The 13,396-nt window shown below is 37.0% G+C and carries 13 protein-coding genes; 7 read left to right on the plus strand and 6 right to left on the minus strand.

The window, feature by feature from the left end; translation table 11 throughout:
- Positions 1-55 precede the first annotated feature (55 nt).
- The 6 genes from ASF86_RS04235 to ASF86_RS04260 all read left to right on the plus strand — a co-directional run bounded on the left by ASF86_RS04235 (position 56) and on the right by ASF86_RS04260 (position 5,382).
- Positions 56-682: a 2'-5' RNA ligase family protein gene (locus ASF86_RS04235; RefSeq protein WP_056479714.1), complete on the plus strand. Its 627-nt coding sequence runs from the start codon at positions 56-58 to the stop codon at positions 680-682.
- Positions 670-1,188 carry a bifunctional adenosylcobinamide kinase/adenosylcobinamide-phosphate guanylyltransferase gene (gene cobU, locus ASF86_RS04240; protein ID WP_056479717.1) on the plus strand — a complete coding sequence of 173 codons (519 nt, stop codon included), beginning with the start codon at positions 670-672 and terminating at the stop codon, positions 1,186-1,188. Before ASF86_RS04235 ends, cobU begins: the two co-directional genes overlap by 13 nt.
- A gap of 1 nt (position 1,189) precedes the next feature.
- Positions 1,190-2,245, plus strand: a complete 1,056-nt coding sequence (gene cobT / locus ASF86_RS04245; RefSeq protein ID WP_056479720.1) for a nicotinate-nucleotide--dimethylbenzimidazole phosphoribosyltransferase — start codon at positions 1,190-1,192, stop codon at positions 2,243-2,245.
- On the plus strand, positions 2,238-2,837 hold the full coding sequence (locus ASF86_RS04250; protein ID WP_056479723.1) for a histidine phosphatase family protein: 600 nt from the start codon (positions 2,238-2,240) through the stop codon (positions 2,835-2,837). The genes cobT and ASF86_RS04250 overlap by 8 nt, the downstream gene beginning before the upstream one ends.
- A gap of 124 nt (positions 2,838-2,961) precedes the next feature.
- Positions 2,962-4,533 carry a histidine-type phosphatase gene (locus tag ASF86_RS04255; RefSeq protein ID WP_056479726.1) on the plus strand — a complete coding sequence of 524 codons (1,572 nt, stop codon included), beginning with the start codon at positions 2,962-2,964 and terminating at the stop codon, positions 4,531-4,533.
- A gap of 108 nt (positions 4,534-4,641) precedes the next feature.
- The gene (locus ASF86_RS04260) at positions 4,642-5,382 is read left to right on the plus strand and encodes an adenosylcobinamide-GDP ribazoletransferase (protein WP_056479729.1); all 741 of its coding nucleotides are present in this window, start codon (positions 4,642-4,644) and stop codon (positions 5,380-5,382) included.
- Between the two features lie 75 nt (positions 5,383-5,457).
- Here the strand turns inward: ASF86_RS04260 and ASF86_RS04265 are convergent, their stop codons facing one another.
- The 6 genes from ASF86_RS04265 to ASF86_RS04290 all read right to left on the minus strand — a co-directional run bounded on the left by ASF86_RS04265 (position 5,458) and on the right by ASF86_RS04290 (position 11,997).
- On the minus strand, positions 5,458-6,567 hold the full coding sequence (locus tag ASF86_RS04265; protein ID WP_080028257.1) for a 3-deoxy-7-phosphoheptulonate synthase: 1,110 nt from the start codon (positions 6,565-6,567) through the stop codon (positions 5,458-5,460).
- Between the two features lie 96 nt (positions 6,568-6,663).
- Positions 6,664-7,551 (minus strand): sulfite exporter TauE/SafE family protein, encoded by an 888-nt coding sequence (locus ASF86_RS04270; protein WP_056479732.1) that lies wholly within the window; start codon positions 7,549-7,551, stop codon positions 6,664-6,666.
- Positions 7,552-7,704: 153 nt separating this feature from the next.
- On the minus strand, positions 7,705-7,986 hold the full coding sequence (locus ASF86_RS04275; RefSeq protein WP_056479735.1) for a hypothetical protein: 282 nt from the start codon (positions 7,984-7,986) through the stop codon (positions 7,705-7,707).
- A complete protein-coding gene (locus ASF86_RS04280; RefSeq protein WP_056479738.1) occupies positions 7,983-9,539 on the minus strand; it encodes a PepSY-associated TM helix domain-containing protein in 1,557 nt (518 codons plus the stop codon). The genes ASF86_RS04275 and ASF86_RS04280 overlap by 4 nt, the downstream gene beginning before the upstream one ends.
- On the minus strand, positions 9,532-9,831 hold the full coding sequence (locus tag ASF86_RS04285) for a hypothetical protein (protein WP_056479741.1): 300 nt from the start codon (positions 9,829-9,831) through the stop codon (positions 9,532-9,534). Before ASF86_RS04285 ends, ASF86_RS04280 begins: the two co-directional genes overlap by 8 nt.
- A gap of 66 nt (positions 9,832-9,897) precedes the next feature.
- Positions 9,898-11,997: a TonB-dependent siderophore receptor gene (locus ASF86_RS04290; RefSeq protein ID WP_056479744.1), complete on the minus strand. Its 2,100-nt coding sequence runs from the start codon at positions 11,995-11,997 to the stop codon at positions 9,898-9,900.
- Between the two features lie 221 nt (positions 11,998-12,218).
- On the opposite strand from ASF86_RS04290, the gene lpxB reads away from it, so the two are divergent.
- Positions 12,219-13,394 carry a lipid-A-disaccharide synthase gene (gene lpxB / locus ASF86_RS04295; protein ID WP_056479747.1) on the plus strand — a complete coding sequence of 392 codons (1,176 nt, stop codon included), beginning with the start codon at positions 12,219-12,221 and terminating at the stop codon, positions 13,392-13,394.
- Positions 13,395-13,396 lie beyond the last annotated feature (2 nt).

A 13,396-nucleotide genomic window follows, 5' to 3' on the forward strand; every position in this document is an offset into this window, starting at 1 on the left:
TACAAAAATTGAATCATTTTGAATTAAAGCTGTGCTGCTAAAACCTTCGACATCCATGGTGCCAACATCTATACGGGACTATCTGGAATGGCACCTTGGGCGTCAAAACTATGCTTTATGGTATCTGGAAATTAATGATCAAAAATTAGTTAATTATTTAGATGGATTGCGCAGACATTTTTCAGATTTTTTATTAGAACCTAATAGCCGCCAATATCATGTCACATTGTTTATATGTGGTTTTTTGACTGATGAATCTAAACTTTATAAAGATGATTTTAGTTTTAGTGAGTTTGAGCAACAGAGAGAAATTTTAAGAAAAGAGGATTTTGCTCCATTTCATTTAAAAATTGGAGCAGTTGATAGTTTTAGTAGTGCTTTATTTGTAGAAATTCAAGATGCCGGAAATATCTTATCTCTAATACGACAAAAGTTAGGCACGGTTTCTAATGAAATTGCAGCTTTAGATTATTGCCCACATATCACCTTGGGTTTATATAAAGAAAACTATAATAGTGATTTGATTTTTCAAAAAATTTCTCAATTACCTGTACAATATAAACATGCTGAATTTGAACTTAAAATTGAGCATTTGACGTTTGGTTATTACCAGGCTCAAACTTTACAAGGTAAGTTATATCCATATCAGCATTTATTTTTAGGTGATTCATGTTGCAACTAATTTTGGGTGGTGCTCGTTCTGGTAAAAGTCGACTGGCTGAACAAACGGCAATATCTATGCAATTAGCTGTGACTTATGTCGCGACGGCGCAAGCGCTTGATTCAGAAATGCAAAGCCGTATTGCACACCATCAAAATCAGCGTCCTGCTGACTGGTCTTTGGTTGAAGAGCCATTATTTTTGGCAAAAACTTTGCAAAAAATTGATCAACCTAATCAAATCATTCTGGTGGATTGTTTAACGCTTTGGCTAACGAATTTATTACTTTTAGATGATCAAAACGTTCAAGAGTTTGAATGTGAGCAGCTGTTAAAAGTTTTACCTAAGCTTCAATCAGAAATTATTTTAGTCAGTAATGAAACTGGTCTAGGTGTTGTGCCATTAGGCGAGATTAGCCGTCGTTTTGTAGATGAAGCAGGAAGACTGCATCAAGCTTTAGGACAAATTGCAGATAAAGTTGTGTTTTGTGTGGCTGGTTTTCCAATGATTTTAAAAGGTGAGAAATAACATGAACTGGTGGTTAGAATCTGTACAGCAACCTAATCTGGAAGCAAAAAAACAAGCTGAGCAACATCAACTCCAACTCACAAAACCTACAGGTGCCTTAGGCGATTTAGAGCAGATTGCAATTACACTTGCCAGTTTACAGTCCAATGCTCATCCTCAAGTTAACTATCCATGGATCACAGTTTTTGCAGGCGATCATGGCGTGGTTGAAGAAAATATCTCTGCATATCCTCAAGCTGTCACACGCCAAATGTTGCAAAACTTCACAACTGGTGGTGCAGCAATTAGTGTAATTGCTAAATATCATCAAGCTCATTTGCAAGTCATTGATTGTGGAACAGTAGGCGAAGCATACGAATATGTCGGTGTTGAACGTCATTGTATTCGTGCAGGGACAGCAAATTTTGCCAAACAAGTGGCAATGAATGCTGAAGAATGTCGTGCTGCTTTAGAATTAGGAAAACAGAGCGTAGATAAAGCTAAAGCCGACGGCGCAGATATTTATATTGCGGGTGAAATGGGAATTGGAAATACCTGTTCTGCTTCTGCCTTAGCATGTCTTTTATTAAATGATACGGCTGAGCAATTAACTGGCGTAGGTACAGGAATTGGTGCCGATCAGTTAAGACATAAAATTGAAGTGATTGAGCAGGCAATAGAGCGTCACTACCAACATGTGATTGGGGATGCCTTTAAAACCCTAAGTGCTGTAGGCGGCTTGGAAATTGCGGCGATAACCGGTGCTTACATTCGATGTGCTCAAATTGGCTTACCTGTAATTGTGGATGGCTTTATTAGTTCGGTAGCTGCTTTATGTGCAGTACGAATGAACCCTAAAGTACGTGACTGGATGTTATTTGGTCATCAATCGGCGGAATATGGTCACCGACGTATTTTGCAAGAACTCAATGCCGAGCCAATTTTAAAGATGAATTTGCGTTTAGGTGAAGGTAGTGGAGCAGCAGCAGCTTTGGCATTAGTTAAAATGGCATGTGTATTACACAACCAAATGGCTACCTTTGCTCAAGCTGCTGTAAGTGGAGACAAAATTGAGTAAATTGAAAATTGATTTACTCAGACATGGTGAAACTCAGTTTAGCCATACTTTACGTGGCCATTTAGATGATGACCTAACACCAAAAGGTTGGCAGCAAATGCAGTCAACCATTGAGCAAGACACAAACCAGACATGGGATGTCATTGTAAGTTCTTCGTTAAAACGGTGTGCATGCTTTGCGGAGCAACTTGCTAAAACAACTGAACTGCCTTTGCTTTTAAATCATGACTTAAAAGAAATGTATTTTGGACACTGGGAAGGCATTTCAACTCAGCAAATTTATGAAACTTCACCAGAATTGCTCGCAAATTTTTGGCAGAAACCGAGTCAATATTGCCCGCCTGGGGCAGAAACATTAATGCAATTTCAAACAAGGGTTCTTAAAGGCTTTCAGGAACTACTTGTAGAGATGCAAAACCAAAACTGGCAATATGGATTGGTTGTTACCCATGGCGGTGTCATTAAGCTATTGGCTTGTTTAGCCAAGCAACAACCTTTAGATGACTTACTTAAAATGCCAGCGGAGCTTGGGAAATTATATTCCCTCGAATTTTCTGAAATGGATGGTCAATTAACTTTTATGCTGAGATAGCAAATTTATATTTTTATACACTTGTAAGTTATTATTTTTATAAAGATATTTGAAGTCATGTAATCGTACTGTCATTGCTAAAAATTATGCTATGGGCATTTCTTATTAATCACTTATCAGACTTATGAATATTTTATTTACAACGACGATGCTTGCTGCGTCATTATTGCTTGTGGCCTGCAACAATAATGACAATCAAGATGATCAACCAACGACACCACCTACAACCCAATCAAAGTATTATCAAACCAAAACGCCTTATCAACCCCAACAAGATTTAAAAAGCTATGAACAAGCACCCAATGGGTTCCAGCCAGTTTTTACAGAGTTAGTGGCACGTCATGGTTCAAGAGGTTTATCAAGTCTCAAATATGACTTGGCACTTTATAATTTATGGAAGCAGGCAAAAGCAGAAAATGCCTTAACGCCGTTAGGTGAGCAATTAGGTGCTGACCTAGAGGCCATGATGAAAGCCAATATTCTGTTAGGTTATGGTGTTGAGGGAATTCGCCAGTTTGGTTATGGAAACGAAACTATGACGGGCATTTTAGAACATCGTGGTATTGCAGATCGATTATTACAACGTTTACCAAATCTTTTAAATCCGCAAGCTTCTATATCGGTACAAAGTTCAGGTGTCGATCGTGCGGTAGATAGTGCTAAATTTTTTACGGCTGAACTCATTAAACAACAACCCCAGCTCAAAGATAAAATTGTTCCAGTCTCTTATACCAATTTGTCGAGTGAAAGCGTTCCAAGTGTTGAAGATGGCGGGGTAGATCGTTTTAAACTTTATTTTCATAGTTTGAATGCAGATGAAGACTTAACACAGCCACTCAGTGCTAGTCAGCAGAAAATTTATGATGCAAGTCAGGCCTATCAAGATTTTGAAGAAAATAATAATGATTTAGCCCAAAAGTTAGATGAGTTATCAAAAAATACTCAAGCTGAAAAAACTGCCCAGACAGTACTCAACCCGATTTTTAAAGCAGACTTTATTAAAAAATTGGGTACAGTGGGTTATAGCTTTAGTAATACAGGGTCTTTTACCGTAACTTCGTCTAAAGGTGAGGAAATTACGGAAAAAGGTAAGGGTAAAAACACTATCGCCAGTGCAGTTGATGCAGCAGCTTATGTGTATGAGCTCTATTCGATTTCTGGTGGCATGAAAGATGAGCTAAAAGATATCGATTTTGATAAGTATATGCCTGTTGAAGCCGCAAAATTCTATGCTGAATTTAATGATGCTAATGATTTTTACGAAAAAGGCCCAAGTTTCACAGAGTCAAATCTGGTCACCAGTGAAATTGCACAAGGCTTAAAACAAGATATGTTCCAACAAGTTGATGCTGTTGTGAATAAAGCCCAACCTTACAAAGCGGTTTTACGTTTTGCCCATGCTGAAATTATTATTCCTCTGGTCACCAGCCTAGACTTACATAATATGATGCAGCCTTTACCTCTACGCCAGACTTATAACTATTTAACAAGCACATGGCGTGGAGAAGTGGTTTCACCTATGGCTGCCAACGTACAGTGGGATATTTATCAAAATGGCCAAGGCAATACTTTAGTAAAAATGCTTTATAACGAAAAAGAAACTTTGTTTAAGTCTGCATGTAACTATGCGCGCTATAGCCCAACTAGTTTCTACTACGACTACATAAAATTGAAACAGTGCTATCAAATACAATAGATTTTCAGTTTTCTGAAGTCTTTAATGGGAATAGGGATTGCTATTCCCATTTTTATTTCTTCATAATTCAAACTGTTTTTTAAATATAGATCAGTTAGAGATTTGGATATGACACCTTTCTGGATTGCATTGCAATTTTTAACTGTTCTACCGATAGAGCTAAAGACAATACCGACGGCGCAACAAAATGGTCGAGCTATTTTGTTTTATCCATTGGTTGGACTCATTATTGGTGGCATTCTTTTTCTTATTGCATGTCTTTTCGCAAAACTACCAATTCTTCTACTTACCGCCATCATAATGACTTTATGGATTTGGCTAACAGGAGGATTGCATTTAGATGGGCTGGCAGATACGGCAGATGCGTGGGTAGGTGGTTCTGGAGACAAGTTACGTACTTTACAAATTATGAAGGATCCAAGTTGTGGCCCAATTGGAGTACTGAGTTTAGTTCTTATATGTCTGCTCAAGTTCGCACTGGTCTATGTACTGATTGAACAACATCAAACGCTATTTTTAATATTGCTTCCTGCACTTGGACGCCTTGCGCCATCAATTTTGTTTTTAACTACGCCATATGTTCGAGAAAAAGGTTTAGGCCGTTCTCTGACTGATCATTTACCCAAAACAGCGTCTTGGTTAATAACTGGGTTAGTTTTGCTGCTACCTTTATATTGGGGATGGCAGGGTCTAATTGCCGTGATTGGCTTTTTAATGAGCCTTGTTTATTTAAGACATCTGTTTATAAAACGTATTGATGGTATTACAGGCGACACTGTGGGGGCCGCGATTGAGCTTAGCGAAACTGTGCTGCTTTTTGCTTTTATCGTAAGCTATTTTTATTTATAAATAGTAAAACTTTTAAACGCTATAATAAAAAGCCCTCAAAAATGAGGGCTTAATCGATATTCTTAAAAAGATGAATTAACGATTTGGTAAAACGTCTTTTAAAGCTTCATGCATTTCAAGCAATGTTTTTTCAGTGGTTTCCCAGTCAATACAGCCATCAGTCACTGATTTACCATATTCTAGGTCACAAAGGTTTTCAGGAATATCTTGGCGGCCGCCTTTTAAGTGACTTTCAACCATAAGACCAACAATTGACTTATTACCATCTAAAATTTGTTCAGTAATATTTTTAAGAACAAGTGGCTGTAAGTACGGGTCTTTATTTGAGTTCGCGTGACTCGCATCAATCATGATTTTATTGCTAACTTTTGCTTTCGCTAAAGCATTTTCTGCTTCTTCAACAGAGCCAGCATCATAGTTAGGCTTACCATTACCACCACGTAATACAACGTGTGCGTAAGGGTTGCCGCTCGTATTAATAATTGAAACTTGACCGTCTTCGTTAAGGCCTAAGAAGCTATGGCCATATTTAACAGATTGCATCGCATTGGTTGCAACAGTTAAGCCACCATCAGTACCATTTTTAAAACCAACAGGTGATGACAAACCAGAAGACATTTCGCGGTGAGTTTGACTCTCGGTGGTACGTGCACCAATTGCAGACCATGAAATTAAGTCTTGATAGTACTGTGGAGAGTTTGGATCAAGTGCTTCAGTTGCACATGGCAGACCTTTTTCATTTAACTCAAGCAAGAGTTTACGACCAATACGTAAACCTTTTTCGATGTTAAATGAGTCATTCATGTCTGGGTCATTGATTAGACCTTTCCAACCAATTGTAGTACGTGGTTTTTCAAAATAAACACGCATAACTAGATACAATGTATCTTTAACTTTTTCGCTTAGCACTTTTAAGCGATCGGCATACTCGTGAGCAGCTTTCGGGTCGTGAATAGAGCAAGGACCAATAACGACAAACAAACGGTTATCTGAACCATCTAAAATATTACGAATAGTTTCGCGACCTTTTAGAACGGTTTGTGAAGCAACATCAGATAAAGGCAACTCTGATTTAAGCTCAGCTGGTGTTACAAGAGTTTGAATGCTTTTAATATTAAGGTCGTCGATATCTGGCTTTGAAACGGATTTTGAATGTGTAGTCATTACTGTCACTGGTTCGATCATACTAAAGGTTGTTTTGTGTACTGAATATACCATGAAATAATTATGAAAATCCTACATCTCATGGTATTTCAGTTTGGAAAAATCTTATTGATTTTGCTATCTTTCAGTTGAATTGCTTGTTTTTTCGGCAATCACTGCTTGTTGTTGTACCACAGGGGCTTTTGGTTTTGCTTTGACCGGGTTAACCATAAAATTAACACCGAGAGCAAATAGGGTAATCCCTAAAATTTTTCGGATTAAACGTTCAGGCATGCGGGAACTAATGAGCGTACCTACAATAATTGCTGGAATTGAACCCACCAACAACCACATAAGAAGCGTAAAGTCGACGTTACCAGCACTCATGTGTCCAAGGCCGGCCACTAAAGTAAGCAATACCGCATGTACCACATCTGAACCAATAATTCGAATCATTGGTAAGTTCGGGAACATGATCACGAGTGCCATAATCCCGAATGCACCAGCGCCGACAGATGAAAGCGTTACGAATACGCCTAAAATAATACCCATGATGATGATGTAGAGGCGTTTATGGTGAATAGCCAATTGCTCATTTTCTGTTTGGATTACTTCTTTATTTCTGAATTTATTGAAGAATTTTTCAATACGAGAACGAAAGATAATTGAAACACCAGTCAGTGTTAGCATAAAACCTAAAACCATGGTTAACACAGCTTTATAGTGAGTTGACTGACTTAAATAATGTTCAAGTACCCATGAGGTAACGAAAGATGCTGGAATACTACCCACTGCAAGCCATAAAACAATAGGCCAGACAATATTGAGTTTTCTGGCATGAACCATTGATCCACAAAATTTTGAGATTGCGGCATAAAGTAAATCGGTACCAATTGCGATATGCGGTTCAATTCTAAAAAGGCCAATTAAAATTGGTGTCATTAATGATCCACCACCAACTCCTGTAATTCCTACACAGAAACCAACTAACATACCCGCTAAGATAAATTCAAAAGCACCAGACATCTTTATCGCCACTTATCACGAAACGCCCATATCTTATTCCTTTTAGAGATAAACAGTTGTCATGAATAATGATTTACTTATGCAAAAAAAAGCTAAGCAATCAAAATATTGCTTAGCTTGAGCTATTTTTCATCAAATTATTAGTATCTAAGATTATTTTGATGGTTTTAATGGGTTAAGTAGAAGTATGAGACCAAAAGTTAACGGCGTTGCAAATATCCACCAACTGACAAAACCAATTGAAAAATTATAATGTCGAATCAGAATATATGCACATAAAATAAACAATATGAATGCAGCTATCTTAAAGTGCTGGTAATATTTTTGAGCTAATGATTTGAAATGGCCTGTTGATTTTGGCGATCGATATTTTTCACTCGCCATAAATAACAAATACATTCCTAATAAAATTAAGATGAAAGCTATAAAGATCATGAGCTCACCTCAGTATTTAATTTATTCAGCTTCTTTTGAATTTTTTCTACAGCTTTATGCTGAATAGGCTGAATTTTGCAGAATATAAAAATTGCTAAAGCTGCAAAGATCCATAAAAACACATCTATACGGGCAAATGTCCAATAATTGTTGAAGCTTTCAACATAATCATGCTTGAGCAAATAAATTAGATTTAAGACTGGAAGCGCCATACAAAGCAGAATAAAAATACTCAGTTGAGTTCGCCATAAATATTGTTTTTTAGTGACTAAAGCAATGATTAAGCTGATTAGCCAGACTAAGAAAAAACTATAAATTTCATAATTGATTGTGGTTGAAGTGACTGTAAATAATCGATTTGCACTTAAATAGGCGACAGTTGCACACGGCAGTCCTACAAAAGTTGCGACATTTAAACGGTCAACTAAATAGTGTCCAAAGTGAAACTTACTGTTCTTATTTTGAATTTGGCGTTTAAGGCTCCAGAGTAGCAAACCAGAGGCAATCATGACACAACCTAAAATGCCCGAGAAAAAGAACCCTAAGCGAAGTAAAGGTTGGGCAAATGTTGCCATGTGTAGACCGTAAACTCCCGCATTCAGTGTTGCAATAGCACTATTATTACGTGTGTCTGCTAAGACTTTGCCTGTTGATGCATTCAATGTAATTTGAGCCTGATTACGGGTAATTGAATGATCTTCATTTTGAATAAAGGTAATTTGCGCCTGATTGGTATTTGGATTTTTTACACTAATTGTCGATAAAGTTTGATTTCCCCAATTTTGTTGCACTTGGCTTAATAACTTTTCGATAGATAAGTTCTGAGCTGGCTGTATCGATTGGTTTTCCAGCACAGTCTTTGTACGTATTTCGGTGAAATATTGATATGGATTTTCAGGATAGAGCTTTTGCATGCCCCAAGGCAGATATAAATAAAAGAAAATAGCTAAGCCTGTAAATGTAATGGTTAAAAAGAAAGGTAGGGCAATCACCGAAGAAATATTATGAAAGTCTAACCATGAACGCTGAGACTTAAATGTACGCAAAGTAAAAAAGTCGGTGAATATTTTTTTATGGGTAATGATGCCTGAAACCAAGGCAATCAACATAATAAATGCGGCAAGACATACTATTAATCGCCCGATGAATATTGGAATACCAAAAAGTTGGTAGTGGAATCGGTAAAAAAAGTCGCCGCCTAGCGTTGCCGAAAGTTTAAGCTCTTGACCAGTGTTTGCATCTAGAGTTGCATTTCCATAACCGCCGTCAGCTTTTTCCCAATACATGGTGTTTACTGGACTCTCAGGTGTTGCAACATTTAAATACCAAGATTTGGCATCTGGAGCATGTTCTTGTAAATATTGATATGCTGTTTTAATAGCAATATCTTGCTTTACTTCATATTGTGCAAGTGGAGGCTGCATCCATAAATTAATTTCGTGGCGGTAATAAGACAAACTTCCCATTAAAAAAATGGCAAATACGAGCCATCCAAAAATTAAGCCAGTCCATGAGTGTAGCCATGCCATAGATTGGCGTATACCTTTATGCATAACCCACCATACGCGTTGCAAAAAAGAAAAGGGCACATAGAACGACTGATAGCCCAGTGAGCTTCGAAAGTGATTGAATGCAAAAACCTATAATCACGAACAATACGTAAAATAGAATTGCTATAAATGCTGCGAGATATATAGCTTCAGCTTTGTCGAGGGTCAAAAGGAAAATTCCAATGAGTCCAAGACTTAAATACGCCATACAGGCAAAGCCCATACCGAAAACTAGCAAGAATCGATAGAAAACTTTTATACGATATGACACTGGGAGATTTACAGTTTTGGACATCTTTACTGACACATACACAAAGAATAATAAGTAAAGCCAATCCCTAAATTGAGATTGGCTACGATATTAATATTTAAACTTTACAGCAACTGTATAGTTGGCTGGAGCGCCATAGTAGCCTTGGCCACCAGATAAGCCTGACAAATATTTTTCATTTGTTAGATTGTTTCCATTCACTTGGAACAGTACATTTTCATTTAAATCATAACTGGCCATAACGTTAAGCAATGCATATGCATCTTGTTTTACAGTTGAGTAAGAGGTGTCATGTATATCATCTTGCCATTTAATGCTTGCACCTACTTTCAATTTTGGAATTTGTGGAACAGTATAAGAAGCTAAAACGTTAAGCGTTTGAGTTGGGATATTAGGTCTGCCTCTTTCACCCGTTTCCATATTTTTTAGACTAAATGTTGAAAAACCAAAAACTAAATCTAAGTTATCAGTTAATTTTCCAGTTAATCCGACCTCAACACCTTGTGATCTAATTGTCCCAATCGGGGATGAATATTTGTTATAAAGCGGATCCCATAATGGATCTAGTGCAAAATTATCCTCGTCTGTTCTAAAGATGGCGATATTTCCTGTTAAAGCTCCATCTAACCAAGCGCTTTTTACACCTAATTCATAGCTTTCACCCTCAACTGGTACAGCTGTTTGTTTAGTAGAAAGATCGATAACAGTTTGTGGTCTAAAAATAGAGGTGTAACTCATATAACCTGTGTATTCAGGAGTAAAGTTATATGTAATACCTGCATATGGAGAAACTTTATTCTTTTTATATTCTAAAGTGTCGATTTCAGTGTAGTTGGCACCTAAGATAAATTTCAGATCCTCACCTAAATGAAGACGAGTCGCACCGTAAACAGATTTCATTGTTCTTTCTTCTGGGGCAGCATAGGTAAAGTCTCCCCAAGTTGGTTCATCTGGAGTCCAGCTTGGTAAGTCTGTTGTAATAACACCTAAACTGCTACCATAAGAATAAACACTTTGAGCACTATACTTTGACCAGTTATAACCAATATTTGCTTCGTGTTGCTGCCCTAATAAATTAAAGGTACCTTGAATATCTGCATTAGCAGTCGTTTCTTTAAATTTTTGATTATAAATTTCTGGATAGAGTGAAATACCAGATGTATTGTCAGTAGCAGAAGGAAAACCACTGAGATAAAGCATTTTATCTTTAACATCTGATTTTTTTAGGTTATAGCCTAATCTTAACTTCCAGTCTCCCCATAACTTTTGTTCAATATTGGCAAAATAATTATCTATTTCCCAATCGTAGTATGTCCAGGACGGTGCATAATTATAGCTACGAGAATAACTTAATGGTTCACCTTTGGAGTTAACCAAGGGTAGTGCACCCCATTGAGAACCATTCGCGTATTGACGAGTTTTCGAATATCCTGCTGAAACATTTGTGGTGTCTGTAACGTCAGCTTCTAAAATTCCTTGGAAACCATTTTTTTCTTCTGAATAACGGTCTAGATAAGAATCTCCTACTTTCTCATAACCTACGAGACGTCCTCGTACTCGCCCATCTTGTGTAAGAGAACCTGAGATATCCGCTTCATAACGTTGTGTATCCCATGAACCATAGCTCACCCCAGCATTTGCTTGAAATTCTTTAGTAGGACGTTTACGAATATAGTTAATTGTAGCGCCAGGATCCCCCAGAGCATTTGTTAAGGCATCAGCACCTTTGATAATTTCAACACGATCATAGAAATAACTATCTGCATCACTATTATTATAGTTATAGCTGTCAACTTGAGGGATACCGATTCCATCTACCAAAATATTTGAAATATCAAAACCACGAGCCGTATAAGTTGTTCGGTTAGTTTCTAATCCGGTTACAGTTACACCCGGTGTATTACTTAAAATATCTCGGGTACTGGTAAGCCCGAAATCTTCAATTTGCTGACGAGTAACAACATTTATAGTTTGAGGAGTTTCTTTAGCCTCAATATTAAGCTTGGTTGCGCTACTTGAATTTTTAACATTATATGCTTTGGTTTGTTCAGAAGACTGCTCAGCATTTGATGCTTTAACTTGAATCGTCTGTAAAGCTTGTACCTCTGAGTCTTGAGCATAAGAGAGGTTCGCATAACAAATCGCGCAGGCGATTACGGTAAGCTTAAATGGTCGAGGTGGGATATTCATAAGAGTAGAGATAATGTAAATAATTCTCATTTATTTTATTGTTTGTAAATGTAAGCTACAATTCAAATTGCATTGTTAATTTAGATTAAAAGATAGTAAATGAATGTAATTTTAGATAGCCAAACCTCTTGGCTACTTTTCGTGAGTAGGTATCGATCAAGTTCAAGATTGATAAACCTCTATGCTAGAATGCATTATTTCAAATTCTTGGGTAAATCGCCTTGGCAAACCAAAAACTTAAAATAGGCATTGTAGTTGGGGAAGTTTCAGGAGATACGCTTGGCGTTAAGCTCATACGTAGTTTTCGAGAACAAGGAATCGATGCTGAATTTGAGGGAATTGGTGGACCTCAAATGATTGCTGAAGGTTTTAAAAGCTATTACCCAATGGAAACTTTGTCGGTAATGGGGATTGTTGAGGTATTAAAAGACTTAAAAAAATTATTCGCCGTGCGGGATGGTCTAATCAGTCAATGGACTCAAAATCCCGTTGATATTTTTATTGGTATTGATGCGCCAGATTTTAACCTCAGACTTTCAAAAAGTATTAAAGAAAAGAATCTTCCGATAAAAACAGTCCAATATGTGAGTCCATCAGTTTGGGCATGGCGTCAGGGGCGTGTTCATGGCATTAAACAGAGTATAGATTTAGTACTTTGTTTATTTCCTTTTGAAAAAGTCTTCTATGAGCGATATGAAGTTCCTGCGGCATTTGTAGGTCATCCATTGGCTAAACAATTACCACTTGAAAATCCAATTCAAATTGCTAAACAACAATTAGGTATTGATGAAAATCAAAAACATATTGCTTTGTTGCCAGGTAGCCGAAAAGGTGAAGTAGAACGACTTTTACCTATGTTGCTGGGTGCTGCCAATATTTTGCATACCAAATATCCAGATATTCAATTTTTAATTCCCGCAATTAACGATGCACGTAAACAGCAGATTGAGCAGGGTGTTGAACAATTAGCACCTCATTTAAAAGCTGCAATTCATATTTTAGAAAATACAGATACTGAATCAAAAGTTGGCCGTATGGTCATGAATGCAAGTGACATCATTGCTTTAGCTTCTGGAACTGCAACATTAGAAGCAATGTTAATGCACAGACCTATGGTCACTTTTTATAAGTTGCATTGGTTAACTTATTTAATTGCTAAGTTTTTGGTGAAAATTCCTTATTATTCTTTACCAAATATTATTGCTGGTAAAAAAGTGATTGAAGAGTTGATTCAGGCAGATGCAACGCCAGAAAATTTAGCAGCTGAAATAGAAAAATTGATGAATGTTGAAAGGGCACAAATTCAAGTGATGCAACATTTAACCATGCATAAACAGCTTATTTCTGGAAATACAGAAGATCCAGTATCGGCAATTTTAAAAATTTTAGAAAAGTAATT

This window comes from Acinetobacter sp. Leaf130 (assembly GCF_001423205.1).
Lineage (GTDB): Bacteria > Pseudomonadota > Gammaproteobacteria > Pseudomonadales > Moraxellaceae > Acinetobacter > Acinetobacter calcoaceticus.

Excerpts from the sequence above, each read along its gene's own strand:
- ASF86_RS04265 (WP_080028257.1), bottom strand. The coding sequence starts at position 6,567 with ATGATCGAACCAGTGACAGTAATGACTACACATTCAAAATCCGTTTCA.
- ASF86_RS04255 (WP_056479726.1), top strand. The coding sequence starts at position 2,962 with ATGAATATTTTATTTACAACGACGATGCTTGCTGCGTCATTATTGCTT.
- ASF86_RS04235 (WP_056479714.1), top strand. The coding sequence starts at position 56 with ATGGTGCCAACATCTATACGGGACTATCTGGAATGGCACCTTGGGCGT.
- cobT (WP_056479720.1), top strand. The coding sequence starts at position 1,190 with ATGAACTGGTGGTTAGAATCTGTACAGCAACCTAATCTGGAAGCAAAA.
- ASF86_RS04270 (WP_056479732.1), bottom strand. The coding sequence starts at position 7,551 with ATGTCTGGTGCTTTTGAATTTATCTTAGCGGGTATGTTAGTTGGTTTC.
- cobU (WP_056479717.1), top strand. The coding sequence starts at position 670 with ATGTTGCAACTAATTTTGGGTGGTGCTCGTTCTGGTAAAAGTCGACTG.
- ASF86_RS04260 (WP_056479729.1), top strand. The coding sequence starts at position 4,642 with ATGACACCTTTCTGGATTGCATTGCAATTTTTAACTGTTCTACCGATA.
- ASF86_RS04275 (WP_056479735.1), bottom strand. The coding sequence starts at position 7,986 with ATGATCTTTATAGCTTTCATCTTAATTTTATTAGGAATGTATTTGTTA.
- ASF86_RS04290 (WP_056479744.1), bottom strand. The coding sequence starts at position 11,997 with ATGAATATCCCACCTCGACCATTTAAGCTTACCGTAATCGCCTGCGCG.
- ASF86_RS04280 (WP_056479738.1), bottom strand. The coding sequence starts at position 9,539 with ATGCATAAAGGTATACGCCAATCTATGGCATGGCTACACTCATGGACT.
- ASF86_RS04285 (WP_056479741.1), bottom strand. The coding sequence starts at position 9,831 with ATGTCCAAAACTGTAAATCTCCCAGTGTCATATCGTATAAAAGTTTTC.